The organism is Bradyrhizobium frederickii, assembly GCF_004570865.1.
In the GTDB taxonomy this organism is placed as follows: Bacteria; Pseudomonadota; Alphaproteobacteria; order Rhizobiales; family Xanthobacteraceae; genus Bradyrhizobium; species Bradyrhizobium frederickii.
Genome location: NZ_SPQS01000001.1, coordinates 409,163 through 426,983, shown reverse-complemented (window position 1 = coordinate 426,983; position 17,821 = coordinate 409,163). Strand labels below are relative to the sequence as shown.

The 17,821-nt window shown below is 62.8% G+C and carries 22 protein-coding genes; 12 read left to right on the top strand and 10 right to left on the bottom strand.

Features of this window, described 5'->3' with window-relative positions:
* Positions 1-82 precede the first annotated feature (82 nt).
* Both E4K64_RS02010 and E4K64_RS02005 read right to left on the bottom strand, forming a co-directional pair.
* Entirely contained in the window at positions 83-1,348 is a 1,266-nt protein-coding gene (locus E4K64_RS02010; protein ID WP_167771752.1) for a CaiB/BaiF CoA transferase family protein, read from the bottom strand.
* Positions 1,349-1,581: 233 nt separating this feature from the next.
* Positions 1,582-2,010 (bottom strand): GNAT family N-acetyltransferase, encoded by a 429-nt coding sequence (locus tag E4K64_RS02005; protein WP_135161912.1) that lies wholly within the window; start codon positions 2,008-2,010, stop codon positions 1,582-1,584.
* A gap of 110 nt (positions 2,011-2,120) precedes the next feature.
* On the opposite strand from E4K64_RS02005, the gene E4K64_RS02000 reads away from it, so the two are divergent.
* Positions 2,121-2,690: a hypothetical protein gene (locus E4K64_RS02000; protein WP_167771751.1), complete on the top strand. Its 570-nt coding sequence runs from the start codon at positions 2,121-2,123 to the stop codon at positions 2,688-2,690.
* A gap of 275 nt (positions 2,691-2,965) precedes the next feature.
* On the opposite strand, the gene E4K64_RS01995 is transcribed toward E4K64_RS02000, so the two are convergent.
* From E4K64_RS01995 to E4K64_RS01985, 3 genes are all read right to left on the bottom strand, one after another.
* Complete coding sequence (locus E4K64_RS01995) at positions 2,966-3,262, bottom strand: hypothetical protein (protein ID WP_135161910.1); 297 nt, start codon at positions 3,260-3,262, stop codon at positions 2,966-2,968.
* A gap of 57 nt (positions 3,263-3,319) precedes the next feature.
* Entirely contained in the window at positions 3,320-3,700 is a 381-nt protein-coding gene (locus E4K64_RS01990) for a hypothetical protein (protein ID WP_167771750.1), read from the bottom strand.
* Positions 3,701-3,990: 290 nt separating this feature from the next.
* Positions 3,991-4,329, bottom strand: coding sequence for a hypothetical protein (locus E4K64_RS01985; protein WP_135161909.1), 339 nt, complete (start codon positions 4,327-4,329; stop codon positions 3,991-3,993).
* Positions 4,330-4,782: 453 nt separating this feature from the next.
* Between E4K64_RS01985 and E4K64_RS01980 the strand changes: the two genes are divergently transcribed.
* The 3 genes from E4K64_RS01980 (at position 4,783) to E4K64_RS01970 (ending at position 7,165) form a co-directional block, all read left to right on the top strand.
* Complete coding sequence (locus tag E4K64_RS01980) at positions 4,783-5,007, top strand: hypothetical protein (RefSeq protein ID WP_135161908.1); 225 nt, start codon at positions 4,783-4,785, stop codon at positions 5,005-5,007.
* 55 nt (positions 5,008-5,062) lie between these two features.
* Entirely contained in the window at positions 5,063-5,407 is a 345-nt protein-coding gene (locus tag E4K64_RS01975) for a response regulator (RefSeq protein ID WP_135161907.1), read from the top strand.
* Positions 5,408-5,632: 225 nt separating this feature from the next.
* The gene (locus E4K64_RS01970) at positions 5,633-7,165 is read left to right on the top strand and encodes an FAD-dependent monooxygenase (RefSeq protein WP_135161906.1); all 1,533 of its coding nucleotides are present in this window, start codon (positions 5,633-5,635) and stop codon (positions 7,163-7,165) included.
* 144 nt (positions 7,166-7,309) lie between these two features.
* Here E4K64_RS01970 and E4K64_RS01965 read toward each other — a convergent pair whose 3' ends face one another.
* The 3 genes from E4K64_RS01965 to E4K64_RS01955 all read right to left on the bottom strand — a co-directional run bounded on the left by E4K64_RS01965 (position 7,310) and on the right by E4K64_RS01955 (position 10,946).
* Positions 7,310-8,941 carry an AHH domain-containing protein gene (locus E4K64_RS01965; protein WP_135161905.1) on the bottom strand — a complete coding sequence of 544 codons (1,632 nt, stop codon included), beginning with the start codon at positions 8,939-8,941 and terminating at the stop codon, positions 7,310-7,312.
* A gap of 291 nt (positions 8,942-9,232) precedes the next feature.
* Positions 9,233-9,970, bottom strand: coding sequence for an imm11 family protein (locus E4K64_RS01960; protein ID WP_135161904.1), 738 nt, complete (start codon positions 9,968-9,970; stop codon positions 9,233-9,235).
* Positions 9,971-10,166: 196 nt separating this feature from the next.
* Entirely contained in the window at positions 10,167-10,946 is a 780-nt protein-coding gene (locus E4K64_RS01955) for a DUF4261 domain-containing protein (protein WP_135161903.1), read from the bottom strand.
* Positions 10,947-11,455: 509 nt separating this feature from the next.
* On the opposite strand from E4K64_RS01955, the gene E4K64_RS01950 reads away from it, so the two are divergent.
* Both E4K64_RS01950 and E4K64_RS01945 read left to right on the top strand, forming a co-directional pair.
* Complete coding sequence (locus E4K64_RS01950; RefSeq protein ID WP_126255651.1) at positions 11,456-11,656, top strand: hypothetical protein; 201 nt, start codon at positions 11,456-11,458, stop codon at positions 11,654-11,656.
* Positions 11,653-11,880, top strand: a complete 228-nt coding sequence (locus E4K64_RS01945) for a hypothetical protein (RefSeq protein WP_135161902.1) — start codon at positions 11,653-11,655, stop codon at positions 11,878-11,880. Before E4K64_RS01950 ends, E4K64_RS01945 begins: the two co-directional genes overlap by 4 nt.
* 138 nt (positions 11,881-12,018) lie before the next feature.
* On the opposite strand, the gene E4K64_RS01940 is transcribed toward E4K64_RS01945, so the two are convergent.
* Positions 12,019-12,267 (bottom strand): hypothetical protein, encoded by a 249-nt coding sequence (locus tag E4K64_RS01940; RefSeq protein ID WP_126255649.1) that lies wholly within the window; start codon positions 12,265-12,267, stop codon positions 12,019-12,021.
* Positions 12,268-12,775: 508 nt separating this feature from the next.
* Entirely contained in the window at positions 12,776-13,003 is a 228-nt protein-coding gene (locus tag E4K64_RS01930; protein WP_135161900.1) for a hypothetical protein, read from the bottom strand.
* Positions 13,004-13,133: 130 nt separating this feature from the next.
* Between E4K64_RS01930 and E4K64_RS01925 the strand changes: the two genes are divergently transcribed.
* The 6 genes from E4K64_RS01925 (at position 13,134) to E4K64_RS01900 (ending at position 17,821) form a co-directional block, all read left to right on the top strand.
* Positions 13,134-13,328 (top strand): hypothetical protein, encoded by a 195-nt coding sequence (locus E4K64_RS01925; protein ID WP_135161899.1) that lies wholly within the window; start codon positions 13,134-13,136, stop codon positions 13,326-13,328.
* 250 nt (positions 13,329-13,578) lie between these two features.
* Complete coding sequence (locus tag E4K64_RS01920) at positions 13,579-13,899, top strand: hypothetical protein (protein ID WP_135161898.1); 321 nt, start codon at positions 13,579-13,581, stop codon at positions 13,897-13,899.
* 12 nt (positions 13,900-13,911) lie between these two features.
* Positions 13,912-14,538 (top strand): general stress protein, encoded by a 627-nt coding sequence (locus E4K64_RS01915; RefSeq protein WP_135161897.1) that lies wholly within the window; start codon positions 13,912-13,914, stop codon positions 14,536-14,538.
* Between the two features lie 220 nt (positions 14,539-14,758).
* A complete protein-coding gene (locus E4K64_RS01910; RefSeq protein WP_135161896.1) occupies positions 14,759-14,944 on the top strand; it encodes a hypothetical protein in 186 nt (61 codons plus the stop codon).
* 232 nt (positions 14,945-15,176) lie between these two features.
* Positions 15,177-16,463 (top strand): NRAMP family divalent metal transporter, encoded by a 1,287-nt coding sequence (locus E4K64_RS01905; protein ID WP_135161895.1) that lies wholly within the window; start codon positions 15,177-15,179, stop codon positions 16,461-16,463.
* 146 nt (positions 16,464-16,609) lie between these two features.
* Positions 16,610-17,821, top strand: coding sequence for a mandelate racemase/muconate lactonizing enzyme family protein (locus tag E4K64_RS01900; protein WP_135161894.1), 1,212 nt, complete (start codon positions 16,610-16,612; stop codon positions 17,819-17,821).

The window sequence follows — 17,821 nt, the reverse complement described above, 5'->3', positions numbered from 1 at the left end:
CCGCCCTATCGCCAAATCAAGCCATGCAGCCCGCACCGGCCCGCAAACCGGAGGATGGTGCCATGGGGGCCGACCGCGGGGCCTAGCCCGTCGAGGATTTGCTCGCGCCAAAGACTCCCTTCTGGGTCAATTCGGCGATCCGGCGCTCGTCACAACCGAGAACAGTGCGCAAGACGTCCTCGGTATGCTCGCCTAACAGCGGCGCGGCAACGGGATCGACTGTGCCGGTCAGGCTCATGCTAATCGGGGGCTCGATGTTGGGCACCCATTCCGCCGTCGGATGCCGAATCCGGTTCAAGCGCTGGCGCTCGCGAGCCTCGGGCGCATTGAACCCCTCCTCGACCGTCCGGAGATACCCGACCGGAATATTGGCCTGCTTCATCTTCGCCATCCAGTTCTCGAGCGTATCGCTGGCGAAGACCTCGGCGATGGCTGCGCGCAAGAGCTCCTTGTTCTCGGAACGAGCCTTGCGCGTGGCAAACTTGGGATCGGTGATGAGATCTGGCCGGTTCAATACCTCGACCACGAGCCGACGATAGAGCCGATCATTGGCGCAGGCCATATAGAGTGGCCCGTCGGAGGCCTCATAGACGCCGACGGTTGGAGACCCGCTGGGCGAATTGCCGAACCGGCCGGGATTTTCGCCGTTGATGAGATAGGCCATGCCGTAGAAGCCGGTCATTCCCATCGCGACGTCGAACAGAGCGACTTCGACATGTTGTCCGCGGCCGAGCCTGTCGCGCGCGAGCAGCGCCAGCAGGACGGCGTTACAGGCGGACATCCCCGTCGCCATGTCCACGATGGGCGGGCCGGTGCGAACCGCCGGGCCGTCGGCGAATCCGTTGAGCGACATGAAGCCGCTCTCCGCCTGCGTGATGGGATCGAAGCCGGGACGCGAGGCGAACGGTCCGGAGCGGCCGTAGGCGGAGATCGAGCAATAGACCAGCCGTGGATTGAGCGGCGCGACCGACTCATAGTCGAGTCCGAACTTCTTCATGACCCCGCTCGAGAAATTCTCCACGACGACGTCCGCCTTGCAGATCAGATCCAGCGCGATCTCGCGGGCTTCCGGTACGGAAAGGTCGAGCGCAATGCCGCGCTTGTTGCGGTTCAGGCTGAGATAGGCGGCGCTTTCGCCGCCGATTTCCGCGTGCTCATAGGCGCGCGTGTCGTCGCCGCCGTCGGGATTCTCGATCTTGATGACATCCGCGCCAAAATCGGCAAGCGTCTGCGTGCAGGCCGGTCCGGCGACGACACGCGTGAAATCTATGACCAAGAGACCTTCGAGCGCACTCCGCCCTCCCGTCGCCCGCGGCGCACGTTCCGGCAATTGAGGTTTGGTCGGCATCGATGGCGCTCCCTTACATCGGCTTATGGCCGCCGAATTTCCTGCAATAGCAAACTTAAAGCCCGCCGCCGCCAACTTCGCAAGTGCCTCACCTGCATTGCGTATAGACGCAAAAGAAGCCCGGCAGCCATCGGGCTGCCGGGCTTCTCGCTATCCTGCGCATAGGCTGCGCCGCACTTCTGATGAGCCATTGCAGGCCATGTTCCGCATCACGGGAAACGCACCCCGCCCGCTCAGCGCAGCCATTTTCGCCAGTAAAGCGTATGCGACCAGGCCCAAGGCGTTTCGGGCTCATAAAGCCGATAGCCTGCCTGAATAAAGTTATTGGCAGACACGGGATTGTCCGTTGTATCCGAAACCACACTGTCCCATCCAATGCGGCGTCCCCTCGCCTCGATCGCTCGCATCAGCCTGACTTGAAGGCCGTGCCCCCAATGCCGCCGCAAGACTCCGACCCTGGAGAAGTAGCCGCTATTTCGGACATGCGTCGACGGCACGACACCGGCAAAGGCGACTGCGTCATTACCGCGATAGGCCAGCCACCACGCTCCAAGGTCGAACTGGGGCATTGCCGCAGCATCGAAAAACGTCAGCCGATGCAGATCGGCCAAGGTGTCGGCAACGTCGTCATCAGACGCATCGACAATACGAATTCTGTACATGACGTATCCATCGACGAGAGACAAATTCGCTCCGTCGCACGGCGACATGGCCGGAGCCTCACTTACCCAGCACGACCTTGACGCCGAGCCAGACGGCTCCCATCAAACCGGTGGCGATCTCCGTTCAGAAGAGCCTGAATGGAAAGCTCAAGGACGCTCCCTGGCGTGGGGCCTACTGCCCTCTCAGGACCCAGCGCGCGCTTGCCGAAGCCACGCTGAGAGCCAAGGTGGAGGCGAAGCAGAAGGCCGACCTGGAGCAAGCTCTGAAAGACGCTCACCCGCGGGACGGCGTCTACGCGGCGGCCGGCCCCGACTTTGAGGAGCGCTGTGCGAAGTTCAACGACACGGTCGTTACGTTCTCCGGAAAGTCGATCACGACGGCCTCGAACATCTGCAACATCGAAAAGACTCGGGTTCAGCTTCCCGACACCGTCAGGATCGGCGCCGATTGTACATTGCGGCCGGCTTCAGGCGCGGATGCCGTCAGCGTACAGAATGTGGACACCACTCCGGACCGCGAGAACCTGATGTTCAAGAAGATCGACGACAAGACCGTCGTCCTCTGGATCATCAAGGACGGACACTTCACCGGCGATGGCCGAAAGCTGTCCTATTGCAGCGACCAGGTGCAACGCGCCTATGCCGGGCAGCGCCGGGCCGGCAAGCCGAGCAAGAACTAGATCATCGAAACGAAAAACCCGCGGCCATTGCTCGGCGCGGGCTGAACCAACTCGAATTCGATGATGCCATTCTGCCAGTGTTTTGCCCGACGGGGGGTCGCCGCCGTTCTGCAAAGCAACACCGGCCGAATACATGTCCTTTACATACCGAGCGAAGGCTGGATCATCGGGATTATTGAGAATCGCCCGAATGGCATTCTGGAATTTCATTCCAGCAGGGCCATAATCGACAAGCAGCGGATTGTCGACCTTCTTCCCAAGATCCTGCCCGACCGTCATCGCATTCGGATCGGCGTTGTACCGATCGAGGCTCCTTGCGTGGGGTGAAAGGGATTCCTTGCCATGCCCTTGAGGAGCATCCAGTTGAGAAATGTATGCGCGGAAGCCGCAGAGACGACTCTCTTTCCGTAATTCGTCAGGGAGGTTGTTTGGTCAGATAGCTCCTGAGCCAAAGCTCCGGCGATCGCTTCGGCTGACACTCCGTACCTCGCTGCCGCAGCAGCGATCTCAGAGGTCATCTCACCGACCAGAGACAGATTGTCCTGGCTATAGGACGGCAGCTTGCTGGCCATGGTGGTCTCTTAATCTTCTTGGTTGATATGGATTGTCCAAGTCGGCTGAAGTGGACCCTACGAAAGAGCGAAGAAAAGCGCGAAGATCCCAATCCAATCGAGGATGACGCAAGCCAGAACCACCGTGCTCCATAAGCCGACACGGGTCACGTGAGCCACGCTTGCGAGGATCGCGATGAGGACAACGACGAGCGGCGAAAACGCAACGACCTGAACCAGGATAATCCATCGATCAAATTGACGCGGAGTCGGCCAGAAGATCGTTGCGACTGCAACCGCCAACGTCGACAGACCGAAAATGATACCCAAGGACAGGACGAGCCGATAAGTCCTCGGCTGAAGACGAAGGAAGTATGTTGGAAGCACGCATACGATTGAGGCGGCCGTCGAGACATTATTGATCGCAGGGATCGCGCGTATGAGTTGCTCAGTGTCCATGACCGAACTCCGCCGCCGTCAATTGCTCATCTGCGAGACGATGGGACCGTCAGCAGCGGTCGCAGTGACCGCGGTTCTCTCACCCACATTGGCCGCTCCCCCGCAACGTCGGACGGCCTCATCTGAATCACGAACGATTCCGCCGATTCAAGGACGCGCTTGTGCAGAATTTCATGAAAGGCGTCGTTGCTGTCCTGCGCGAGCTGGTCCGACTTACTTCGGCGCTTCCATTCTGCCAATGTCTGACCGACGCCTCGCGCTGGATTTCGCAGCCTGAGTTGTCCGGCGGCTCACGCCTTGGGATCCGTATCGCCGCCGCCGGCGTCGTCCGGGCGCACGATGACGCGCTCGACCCGGTGCACCGTCTCAACGCCCTCTTCACCGCTCTCGATCGGTTGTGCAGCCTTGCCCCAGCCGCGATCGAGGATGGCGTTGGCCGCGGAAAGGCGCACGGCGGGCGTCGCCTCGTCGTTGCGCATGATGCCGACGAGAACCCGCAGCGCCGTCCTGGTGTGGCTGCGCGCCAGCGAGCGGATCTCGGTCGGCGTACGCGCCCCGGACCTTGTCTTGGCCGCTGCCGGCGGCCGGGAGGCCTCGCTTGCGAGCTCGCATGCGACCTCCTCGCTCACGACACCGTCTCCCACAGCACGATTGCGACGAGGCCCGCGAGCGCGAGCGATATCAGATAAGCGGTCATCATCCCTCCATGCGAAGAAAAATGCGCGGCAGATCGGCCTTAGTGAAGCGCGATCGTTTCGGGCGCGAACCCTATCTCCGTGTCTTCCGGAGACCGCAGCGGCGCGGGCCACCGGCCCCAGCGCCGCGGGCCGGCACGTTCGCGCGTGCACGGCCAGCAATGGTTCGGACGGCGGCGCGCCGATCGGCGCTCCAGGTTTGTCGAGTGCGTGGCCGGATGCGCGGCCACCGTCCGATTCTGCAACCGAGACGAAAAAACCCGCGGCGGATGATATCCGCGCGGGTCAACCAAACTCGTCTCGATGATATCATTCTGCCGGTGTTTTGCCCGACGTGTCAAACGAACCAATGCGCCGCGCCGAAGTTGATCGCTCAGGAGGACCGTCATGACACCCAGGACAGATCGCAAGCCGCGCAGCGAGACAAAGCCGCGCAGCGAAACGAAGCCGCACGGCGAAATCAAGCCGCGCAGCGACAAGGAGCGCGCCCCGGAACTGGCCATCATCGCAGAGTCCGGCGAGAGCGCCGACGGCGGCCACGACCTCGTGCGCGGCGAAGGCGGCACGATCGACCTTCCGGCTAGGCCCGGCGATTTGTCCAAGGACGATTAGGCGCGCCGGAACTTACCCGACGAGAGGCGCGTTGAGGTCGCTGGAAGGAACGTTGATGAGCCACACTGTCCTGGTTGTTGACGACGATCCGCCCGTCCTCGAGACGATCGTGGCCATGCTCGAGGATCTCGGCTGCCAGGTGATCAGCGCCAAGAGCGGCCCGGATGCACTGGATCGGCTCGGGGAGAACCGCGACATTTCCGTCCTCATCACCGACATCAACATGCCCGGCATGGACGGTCATGAACTGGCCGAGCTGGCGCGGCGCCTTCGCCCCGAGCTGAAGATGCTGCAATTGTCGGGGCGCGAGCCCCGGCGCGGCGGCCTGCCGATGATCAGGAAGCCGTTCTCGTTCGAGGAACTCGCCGACATCCTGCAGCGAACCGCAGGCATTCACTGACCACAGGCCAATAAGAAACCCGCAGCGGATGGCGTCCGCGCGGGCTGAACTCAATTCTTTCGATGATGCCACTATGGCGGTGTTTTGCCCGACGTGTCAACGCGGCGAGCGCGGAAGAGAAAGCCTCTCCTCCCAGCTCAATATGTGGTGCGCAACGGGCTTGCTTCAAGTCCCCGCTCCTGCCGTAGAACCCCCGACCCAACCAAACCCATCGAGGGGGTCAACATGCCTGTCCTGCTTCCGACGTCCCGTTCACGCCGCAGCGCCCAGGGCGCCGACGGTGCGAGGCAAACGCCGAGAGACCATGCCGTCGTGATCGCCGGCGGCGGCCCGACCGGGCTGATGCTGGCCGCCGAGCTCGCGCTCGCCGATGTCGACGTTGCCGTGGTCGAGCGGCGCCCCGATCAGTCGATCGTCGAGACCCGCGCCGGCGGCCTGCACGCGCGCACCATCGAGGTGCTCGATCAGCGCGGCGTCGCCGAGCGCTTCCTGCGCGAAGGGGAGATCCTCCAGCTCGCCGGCTTTGCCTGGACCCCGCTCGACATCAGCGATCTGCCCACACGGCATGCTTACGGCCTCAAGCTGCGGCAGACCCGCATCGAGCGCATCCTGGCCGATTGGGTCGAACAACTCGCGGTCCCGATCTACCGGGAACGCGAGGTCACGGGCTTCACCCAGGACCAGACTGGCCTCGACGTCACGCTGTCCGGCGGCGCGCGCTTGCGCGCAAAATATCTGGTCGGCTGCGACGGCGGCCGCAGCCTGGTGCGCAAGATTGCCGGCATCGACTTCCCCGGCACCTCACCGACGCTGAGCAACCTCATGGCCGAGGTCGAGATGCGCGAGGCGCCGCAGTTCGGCCTGCGTCACGATGCGCTCGGCTTTCACGGCCTCAGCAAAACCGAGAGCGGCCGCGTGCTGGTCGTGGTGACGGAAGCAACGCTCGCGGCGACCGGCCAGCCGACCTTGCGCGATCTCAGCGATGCGCTTGTTGCCGTCTACGGCACCGACTTCGGAATGCAGAACCCGGCGTGGATCTCCCGCTTCACTGACGCGGCACGGCAGGCCGCGTCCTATCGCAAGGGCCGCGTGCTGCTCGCCGGCGATGCCGCACATATCCATCACTCCGTCGGCGGACAGGGCCTCAATCTGGGTGTGCAGGACGCCGTCAATCTCGGCTGGAAGCTGACGCAGGTGGTCAAGGGCCTTTCGCCGGACAGCCTGCTCGACAGCTACCACGATGAGCGCCATCCGGTGGCCGCGCGCGTGCTAAAAAACACCAGGGCGCAGATCGCCCTGCTCCGGCGCGGCGACGACGGCCGCAAGGCCGCGCGCGAGGCGATCGCCGAGCTGCTCGCCATGGACGAGCCGCGCCGGCGCTTCGGCGCGATGATGAGCGGGCTCGACATCGCCTACGATCTCGGCGAAGGCGACAAGCTGCTCGGCCGGCGCATGCCCGATCTCGATCTGGCGGTCGAAGGGCGGAGGCTGAACCTGTTCACGCTGCTGCACAGCGCCCGCGGCGTGCTGCTCAATTTCGGCCAGCGCGGCGGCATCGACGTCGCGCCCTGGGCGGACCGCATCGATGTCGTCGACGCCAGCCATGACGGGTCGTGGGAGCTTCCGGTCATCGGTCGCGTCACCGCGCCGGGCGCGGTTCTGGTGCGGCCCGACGGGCACGTGGCCTGGGTGGGGGACGAGAGCCAGCACGGGCTCGAGGATGCGCTGACGCGGTGGTTTGGACCGGCTGCGGTGTAGGGCGCACGTGTCGGCGCTCCAAAGCAAGAAAGCCCGCGGCATCCCGCGGGCTTGATCTGAACTCTCCCGATGATGACATTCTGCCGCTGTTTTTCCCGACGAGTCAAACGAACGATTTCGAACAGGATGCAGCGAAGTCAGCCTTCACTCCGGCGTAAACAACGGCCGTATCCAGCGCGAGAACCACTCCTCGGCGTCCTTGCTCGGATTGCCTGGACCACCCACTCCGAAGATCGGTGGCGGAATAAAGTAGCTCGGCTCGTCGGCGAAAGTGCCGATCGGCTTGCTCGATTGCGGTTGCCCGTTGCCAGCGGTCGGCACGGTCCAGCTGCCAAACCGCTCGTTGAATTCTGTGGAAGGCAGATACGGGACCGGCGCACTCCCGGACGTGAACACGCTGCCCGCGTTGGACTCGTTGACCTGGGCGAGGCGCCGAACATTTTCGGGCGCGACGGATCCTGCGGCGGGCGCCGGTGCGGCTTCCGAAACATCGGTGACAGGCACCGTGCCGGCCCGCGTGCCGGCCCAGTTGCCAAACCGATCCGCAAAAGTGAGGGTGGGCGCCTCCAGATCCAGCCAGGAAGTTCCGCCCAGCTGCGGCTCGACCGTCGTTGAGCCCCGGCTGCCGGCCGCGTTATCGACGTTAAGCCCATTACCGATGGTGCCGTGCGCAGACGCTCCTGTCGAGAATACCCCTCCACTAGGAGTGGCGGCGCTCATCGGCGCGCCGGGACTGCTTTCCTCCGCAGTGGCAGCGCGCGAAAGTGCAAAGATGCCTCCTATGCCCAGCAGCCAAGCCGGAATGAAAGGAGCAGCTGCGCCGGCGGCAGCGGCCCCGGCCAACCAAGGAAGGGCATCACGCGCCACAGATGTGCCTCCCGCCAATGGGTTGTCGTAAAATGGAAGGGACGTTCCGGTCGCCGGGTCCGATGTGAGGACTAACGGGTCTGATGGGGCGGCTACCGTCGGAGGCAATCGATCGAACTGTTGTTCATTTCGACCGACCGCTGGAAAAGCCGGCAAGGCACCTGTGAAGCTGGGATCGATCCGCGTTCGCCCTTCCTGTTTGTCCAGACCAGCGAGAGACGGCGAACTGTAGCCTGGCAACGGCTGGAAGTCGCGCGGGTCGGGTGGCCTCGAACCGGGTGTTTGAAGAATGTCCGATGAGGGATCGAACACTTCGAACTTGGACCAAGGCGTACCGCCCAGGTGGCGATTGCGCTCAGTCAGGTTGACGTCAGGATCGCGAGCAATTGCCTCATCTATCAGTTTCTGCCTCTCTGGATGGCCCAGATAGAGCAACCATTTGATGAGATGGTCCTGGCCTGCAGCAGCTGCTCGTTGTTCGATATCTCGGACGGTCCTTAATTGATCCGGGTATATACCGAGGTAAGCTTTTGGGTCCTCCACGATTTTCTCGATCCATTGGACGACTTCCTCTCGCGTTTTATCGACAGGGATATTTGTGTAGAGATGGCCGTTGAGGAAGCCGACGCGCATGGCGTCGATAAGAATTTTTATCTCCGCAAATTGCTCATCTGGACTCTCGATGTCTGCGATCTTATCGAGCTTGTCACAGATGAGACGGATATACGGCTCAACGTGTCCGCCGGGATGGGGCGACACTTTCAATTCTGCGGCGAACTCTCGATTTGCCGGTAAATAGATTCGGTTCACGGGCGAGTCGATATCAAACGTCTTCAGATCTATACCGCTAGACGTAGAGGGGCCCTTACATTTGTATGGAATAATGTGATGATCAGAAAAAATCGACATGCCCCCTCTCAAAGGGATCTCAGTGAATATGGATTGATGAAATGAGGGTGAGGCGCGCGAGCGCCGCCGCCGCGGGAGAGCCCGCGCGCTCGTCGAACAACGTTGCAATATTTTCTGAGGCTGAGCGTCCGATCGTCAGCGGTCAACGGAACGATCGAGGCGATGACCCATCACCCACGCGCAAGCCATCGGCTCGCCGTTCTACGTACAATCGCGCGCAGAAGTACGAGCGCGCGACGGGAATTCGGCAGCGCGCCAATGAGCTTTGCCGCTAACTTTAGTCGGCCCGCCTCAACTGGTCATAGTTGAAGGAAGTAGGCCTTCGTTCCGAGAATGCACAACCGCCCATGAGTGGACGAATGCCATTTGCCAGGAAGGCTCCATTCCATCTCTGCGCTTGAAGACGTCTTCAAAGTCAATTCCCCTCAAGCCCGCGGACTTGCAAGCGTCCTTGAAATCCTGATCGCATATAACCGTCGATTGCTTGTGAGCCATACGGAAGATGTGTGCGTTACCGATCGCAGTCTCACTGAAGACCAGCTTGTACTTGAGAGGGAATTCGTAATATTTCTTGCCATGGTCCATGTAGCGGATATCGTCCCGAATTCCGATCTGCAAATGCGATTGCGCTTCGTCCAGCGCGTCGAGGACGCGGGCGACATCGCAGAGCCAATAGTTCGGCCCATGATAGCTGCCCTTTGGTACGCGCACGTCGCACGGCACAAACACAAAGGCTTCCGGATCGACCTGCTCGAAGACTGCCTTGGCCCGGTCTGAAATGAGCCACCACCAATAGCAGAGCTCAAGATCGTATGGCAGACTGCCTTTCGATTTATCAAAAACGTAAGGCACAGGCGGCGTAGAAGGCGGCAGACGCTGTACCTTGTGCGGAGGAAGGACGCTCTCGTCCTCAATCCAAAAGCCTCGCCCCCTCCCCGCCCTTGAATCGCGACCCATCTTGTAGAAGCGGCGCTTTCGTACTCTCGGTTGCTTCGCCGCGGAAACTGCAACTGCTTTCTCACCACTCATAACTGAGCTCCGTCAAACATAGCCCCGGCGGCTCCAGCGAAAACCAAGATCATCGCCCAACAAAAAGCCCGCGGCATCCCGCGGGCTTCAACTCTCTTGATGATGCCACTCTGCCAGTGTTTTGCCCGACGTGTCAAACGATCCATCTCGAGCAGTGAAGCTGACGGCAAGTACCGATCGGAATCGCGCCTCACCATCACTGCGTGACCTCATCAACACAGTAAAACACCGGCAACCCGCCAAACGCGTCGGAATTCTTGTGACGAACCTGGATACGCTCGCTCGCACTTGCCCCGATGGTGTCGCCGTCCTTCACCACGCTGCCATGCTCGATCAGATACGCGGACAGTCCCGCCACCTTGTCGAACAACGCCGAAAGCGTGAGCTTACCGGTCACGAACTCGATCTCACGATCGACGAATGCGGACAGTCCCATTGTCACCGCGCCGATCTTGGCACCTGACCGGAACGGAAGAATGTCGACCCACAGCCTGAAGGGGTAGTCGGGATACGGTGCGAACGCATCCCGGGACGTTTCGAGCCAGAGATCGGCGGGCCGCACGACCCGGCCGGTCCACACCACGCCGCAACATTCCGGCATCGTGGCAATCAACGCGCCGATGACCGCGGTCGTGCCGCGCGCGGCGACCAGCGGCTGCTCGCTCTTTCCGAGCATCGACACGATCAGATGACCGCGATGCCGGGCGGCCACCGCCTTGCTCTCCGGCCAGGTGGTGGCAGCGCGCGCCCATAGTCCCTGGTCGTGCGGAATCGATGCCGGCATCGACATGACGGCAACAAGCTCGCGACCACAACGAATGAGCGGCGAATTTGCTTGTGTCTGTTGCGCACGTCCGTCGCCGATCGCCTCCGTCGCCAATTCCGGATGCCGGGCGTGAAGGACCTCGGTGACCGCCGACATGTCCGGCGTCGCCGGGTCGTCCAACAAGACAAAAGCGAGAAGCGAGCTACTCATCGACTGCCCCGCAGAAAAATTCGGTGCCAACGCCGATAATCGGCGGTTCGCCCAGAGGTTGAAATGTAGATTGACTAGAACAAAAAGAGAACATTGTCAATCGACGTTTTGATGGGAGCGCAAATGGGATCTCGGCCACGCAGGAAACGGCCCGTGGTGCGCGCTGACCAGCGCGGGCGTTGCCGCGCATCGCTCAGCGTATCGCCTCCGACTCGTCGTTCTTGTCTTTGTTTGCGTCGCGAAAAAGTTTGGCGGCGGCGGCTTCAGCGGCTCGCGGCATTCGCGCACGCGCTGGCGGAGATGAGCGCACGTATCGCCGCGCACTCAAATTGAGTAAGTCGCTCAACAGGCTCAGCTTTGCGTCGAAATTTAATCTGCGGACGTATCAAAAGATACTGACTGGCCACCGCGCTTAAAGTAGCCTCCATCCATCACCGCAAAACACTCGGCATTCATCGGTGATGAGAACGCCAATCGCGCTCCCGCCACTCCACCCAGGAGGCAGCGCCATGCTGAAGCGACGTCGTATCAAACAGACCAGGACACTGACCGAACGCCTCGCGGACGAAGCCGCGCGGTGCCGCGAAGAAGCGCGCCGGCTCGCGCCGGGGCGCCACCGCGAGATATTGCTGCGCCGGGCCCGCCAGGACGAGACGGCCATGCAGATCGACGCCTGGCTGCGATCGCCCGGCCTGAGGGCGCCGACATGACCCATCAATATCGCGCTTATCTCGTCGGCGAGAACGGCGTCTTCCGCTCAGCGGAAGCCTTCGAAGCCACGTCCGACGATTCCGCCCTCGCCTTCGCGCGGCAGTTCACGCGGCACGGCAAGGTCGAGGTGTGGCAGCTGGGCCGCAAGATCGCCGTGCTCGACGCCGCGCAATCCTGGCCGTCACCGCCGCGGCAATCGCGATCGACGCTGACGCGTCAATGATGGTGTGACTGCGGTCGCGACGCGGGAGTTGACGCCGCGACGTAGATTGTCACTGCATCACGGGATGCGGCAGCGTTGCGTGTTCCTGTACGAGGACCGATCTGACCGAACCAGGACCGCGCCCGCTTGCGCAGTCCCCTACTCTTCCGCGAGCTTGCGCTCGATATAGGCGTCCACCGTCTCGGCGAACGAGCGCTGCACGCCGACCGCCACATCATGCTGGTCGAGTGCGTCGCGCTGGAGCACACGCAGGCCGCGCCCGCGGGCGCTGATCGGCGCCGTGTTCAGATACTGATCGATGGCGCCCTTGGCGAGCGGGATGGCCTTGGGATCGCCCCTGGCGATCAGGAGCCGGAGCAGGCTCTGGCATTCGGCCAAACCTGGCATGGGTTTACTCTCACCTCTGCTGCGATTTCGGCTTCGGCCGCCGCACCGGCTGGGTGTGGGTGCCGAACAGCGCCAGCAAGAACGCGACTTCTTCCTTCGAACCGATCTGGATCATGATGATCTCCTTTTCGCTTCGTTGGTCGAGGGCCGGGTGCACGGAGTTCAGGACAATCGGGTTTCAGCATTGTTTCAGGCGTGTTTCGTCGGATTTTGATGCTCATAGCCTGCCTGCTTGTGTCCACAAATGGACATGGGCAAGCGGATCGACGTGTCCCTGGCCGGGTCAGGCATTTTCTTCCGCTGAGCTGGTCATAAGTCGAAAGCCCGCGCGGATTGCTCCACGCGGGCTTTCGTTCGCCGCTTGCGCGGCCTGCCTCGAAAGCGCGGTGCCGATGGTGCTCGGCGTCGATCGTCGTCTCAGGGCATGTGGCCGATCAGCTAGACGCCGCCACCCAGAACGATCACGGCCGGCACGACCCAAGCAAAAGGACGGGCCTCGCTTGTCTCCCTAGTTCGAGGTGCAGACCTTGACCGTCTTCATGCCGGCTTCGGCTTCAGACCGCGTCTTGTACACGGTGTCGCCGCTGACGACCGTCGTCTCGGTGGTGGTCGGCTTCGACTCGGTGATCGTGCACTTCTTGGTCTTGACGTCCTGCACCACGTAGAACGACTGCGCGAACGCAGGCGCCGCAAACGAGGTCAATACGGCAGCGGCAATGATGGTCTTGATCTTCATCGTGTCCTCCTCCAGCGGCCCGGGGGATCCGGACCTATATTGTTCAAACTTCAAATATTGCCACTTGTTCCCGATCCGGACCCGAACCAACGGCCGCGGCACGTGTTGACGCACGACCCTGGAGGCTTCGATGCTGGATGTGAGACTCATGACGACGTCGCTGGCGATGCTGGTCGCCCTCATGTCCGTGGCGCTGGCCGAGCCCACCAGGGATCAGATGCGGCCTGCTGCTCAAGGCGCCCCCGAGGCGCGTCCGATCCGGGTCATTCTGCCCGCACCCTGGGAGCCCGCCACGACGCAAGCCGAAGCTCCGCCGGCGAAGTGACGCGGCGCTTCTCCGCAATTGCATTCCGACCAGAGGCGAAGTTCCTCCGCGATCGTCGACAGGCCGATCCCGATGCCGTCCAAAGGCGAAGCGAGCAAACGGGATATCGTGGCAATCGTTCCTCGCTGCCATCACCTGCGCGAGCGCGATCGAAGCAAGACCGTGCTGCGACACTCGCAGCTTCGCACCAAAGCAACCAATTCGAATCTGACGTGTTGTCGCCGGCACATTCACCGCCGGAGAACAAACAATGAGACGTCTTACCGCACTCACCACAACCTTGCTGATGCTCGCAGCCGTGCCCGCAAGCGCGCAGTCGCAGCCCGCGCAAAGCGGGCCGGGCAACAACGCCGTCAACAGCTCGGACCAGAACAATTCCAACAAGCCGGTCGAGGGCCGCAACAGCTTCACCGAGGGGCAAGCGAAATCGCGGATCGAAGGCGCCGGATATTCCAACGTCTCCGGACTGCACAAGGACGACCAGGGCGTCTGGCGCGGCAAGGCCGACAAGGCCGGCACCAAGACCGACGTCAGCCTGGACTTCCAGGGCAACGTGAACCCCGCCAAGTAAGGAATCATGCAAATGACAACCACCATCTCCCGCCTTTACGACACGTATGCCGACGCCGAGCGCGCCGTGACCCGGCTCGAACGAGCCGGCGTGCCGCACTCCGACATCAGCATCGTCGCCAACAATTCGGACAATTGGTACGGCTCACGCTCCGGCAAGGTCGACCGTGACCGCGACGGCGTCGACGATCGCGCCGAAGGCGCCGGCACCGGTGCCGGCATCGGCGCCGGCCTCGGCGGCGCGGCGGGACTGCTCGCGGGCCTCGGCCTGCTCGCCATCCCCGGCCTCGGGCCGGTCGTCGCGGCAGGATGGCTCGCCTCGATGGCCGCCGGCGCAGCCGCCGGTGCGGCCACGGGCGGAATTGTCGGCGCCCTCACCGAAGCCGGCGTCTCCAGGGAAGAGGCCTCGCGCTATGCCGAGGGCGTTCGCCGCGGCGGCACGCTGGTGTCCGCGCGGGTGCCCGACCAGGATCGCGCGCGCCTCGATGCGCTGCTCAACGAGAGAGCCGTGAACCTGCAGGACCGCAGCGCGGCCTGGCAGAAGAGCGGCTGGACCGACTTCGATGCCGCAAGCCCGCCGCTGTCGCCGGAGGACATCGTCCGCGAGCGCGAACTCTACGGCGCGAGCACGCGGCGATAAGCTTCCGTCGAACCCGATACGACAAAGGCCCCGCAATGCGGGGCCTTTTTTCCGTTAGCGAGATCCACCTTGCCGCGTCGGGAAAAACCGGAAAATAGCGCCAAATTTAGCCAAATCCGGCACATCGGATTTGGCGGAATGAAAGCTCTTGGCGCCATGCTGAAGCGTGTCGCTGCTCTGCTTGCGCAGGCGCCATCGGGAGAGGTTCGGAGAGATCGCCATGTACTACGTCGCCGCTGCATTGCTGGTGCTGTCGGGACTGTTCTACTCGGCGAGCCATCACGAGATCGGCTCGTTCGGGGTCACCATGTGCTCCTATGGCGGCGCGTTCTGCGATAATCCGCTGATCGTCTTTGCCGGCGCGGCGCTGGCGGCTGCCTGGGGCATGTTCGTCAGCATCAAGTAGCGAGGCCGCGCAAACCTCTCATCGCGACCGTTCAAGACAGCGCACGCGGGGCCCTCGCCCACGCGACCGTACGTTCGAGAAGTCTTGCGATGATGGCAATCTACACGTGTTTTGCCCGGCGGTCAAGTTGAATTAGCATTTTCAGAAATGACGGATCTCCCGCGCGGCGTGGAACCGATGTTCCCCCGTAGCATTTGCTATGGAAACACCGCCCGATCGAGGTCCACCTTCCATGAGCGACAGTGCCCTTACCCCGACGAAATCCTCGCCGTCGCTTCTGCAACGGCTGGGGCCCGGCCTGATCACGGGAGCTGCCGACGACGATCCCTCGGGCATCGCCACCTATTCGCAGGCGGGCGCGCAATTCGGCTACGGGCTGTTGTGGACGGCGTTTCTCACCACGCCGTTCATGATCGCCATCCAGCTCGTCAGCGCGCAGATCGGTCGCGTCACCGGCAAGGGGCTCGCCGCCAACGTCATGCAGATCGCGCCGCGCTGGGCGGTGCTGGGCCTCATCGCGATGCTCGTTGCCGCCAACACCTTCAACATCGCCGCCGACATTGCCGCGATGGCCGAGGCGCTGTCACTCGTGATCGGCGGGCTCAACCACGAGCATGCGCTGATCTTCGCGGCGGGCTCGACCCTGCTGCAGATCTTCCTGCCCTATCGCCGCTATTCGCCGGTGCTGAAATTTCTCACCCTGGCGCTGTTCGCCTATGTCGCGACCGCCTTCACCGTAGAGATCCCCTGGAGCACGGCGCTGCTCGCCGCGGTGTGGCCCAAGGCCAATGTCAGCGCCGATTATTTCCTCATGGTCGTCGCCGTGCTCGGCACCACGATCAGCCCCTATCTGTTCTTCTGGCAGGCCTCGCAGGAGGTCGAGGAAATGAACCAGGGGACGCGCGACAAGCCGCTGCGCGAGCTCAAGCGTGGCGGCCGTCCGGAGCTCGACCGCATCAAGACCGACACCATCTCCGGCATGCTGCTGTCCAACGGCATCGCCTTCTTCATCATTCTCACCACCGCGTCGGTGCTGCACGCCAACGGCATCACCAACATCGATTCGGCGACGCAAGCGGCCGAAGCGCTGCGACCGCTCGCCGGGGACTTCACCTTCGCATTGTTCGCGCTCGGCATCATCGGCACGGGTCTGCTCGCGATCCCGGTGCTGGCGGGCTCGGCCGCTTACGGCGTTGCGGAGATTTTCGGCTGGCACGCCACGCTGGAGGCCAAGCCGGACGAAGCGGCCGGCTTCTACACCATCATCGCCGCGGCGACCCTGATCGGCTTCGGCCTCGGCTTCACGGGGATCGACTCCATCCACATGCTGGTGTGGAGCGCGGTGCTGAACGGCATCGTCGCCGTCCCTATCATGGCGATGATGATGCTGATCGTCTCGAGCCGCGCGATCATGGGCCGCTTCAGGGCAAAGCCATGGCTGATCGCGCTGGGCTGGCTCGGCACCGCGCTGATGGCGCTGGCCGTCCTCGCCTTGCTCGGCTCGTCGGTGATTGGCTGACGAGACAGCCGAGAGCGCCGCTTGCAGCGCTCGGGCCTGCATCACTGCGCCCTTCACGCCGGTCGTCTGTTGCCCTAACAATGCCGTCAGGGCCCGGCCTGGGATCGGGCCGCAAAAAAAGGCCCGGCCGGGCGACAGGGAGCGTCATGACCAAATCAAAAGCAACAAGCCTCGAAATCCTCGCCTGCGATGCCGGCTGGAGAAACTATCATTTCGTCAAGCTGACGACCGAAGACGGCATCGTCGGTTGGAGCGAGTTCGACGAGGGTTTTGGCTCGCCCGGCGTCGGGGCTGCCATCCAGCGCCTTTCTGCCCGCGTCATCGGGCAGAACGTTTTCCAACACGAGCGCATTTACGCCGAATTGTTCGCCGCCACGCGCCCCGCAGCCGGCGGCGTGGTGGCGCAAGCGCTCGGTGCGATCGAGAATGCGCTGCTCGATGCCAAGGCGAAGTGCCTGGGCGTGCCCTGTTACGAGCTGCTCGGCGGCAAGCTTCGCGACCGCATCAGGGTCTACTGGTCGCATTGCGCCACATGGCGGATCAATCACCCGTCCTGGTACAAGCCGGCGATCGAAAACCTCGACGGCGTCAAGGCGATGGGACGCGAGGTGCGCGAGAAGAAGTTCACCGCGCTCAAGACCAACATCTTTTCCTATAACGACGGCAAGCCGACCGGCTGGCGCCCCGGCTTCGGCTCGCCCTTCGCGCCCGAGATCAACGTCGACCGCAAGATCCTGCGCGACCTGCACATGCATCTGGAAGCGATCCGCGACGGCGCTGGCCCCGACGTCGACATCCTGCTCGACTGCAACTTCAACGCCAAGACCGAAGGTTACTTAAAGATCCTGCGCACGATTGCCGACATCGACATGTTCTGGGTCGAGATCGACAGCTTCAATCCGGAAGCGCTCGGCTATATCCGCAGGCAGAGCCCGCATCCGATCTCCTCCTGCGAGACGCTGCTCTCCTTGCGCGAATTCCTGCCCTATTTCCAGGCCCAGGCCATGGACGTCGCAATCATCGACACGCCCTGGAACGGCGTCTGGCAATCGATGAAGATCGCGGCCGCCGCGGAGGCTTTCGAGGTCAACGTCGCCCCGCACAATTTCTATGGCCATCTCTGCTCGATGACGAACGCGCATTTCTGCGCCGCCGTTCCGAACCTGCGCATCATGGAGATCGACATCGATCGCCTCGCCTGGGACCGCGAGCTCTTCACCCATGAGCCGGAGATCGAGAACGGCTATCTGGTCGTGCCGGACCGGCCCGGCTGGGGCACTGAACCCAATGAGGAAGCCTTGCGCGCCCATCCGCCGAAGACGAGCGGTGGACTCTTGAATTACGGCCGCAAGGGCTGA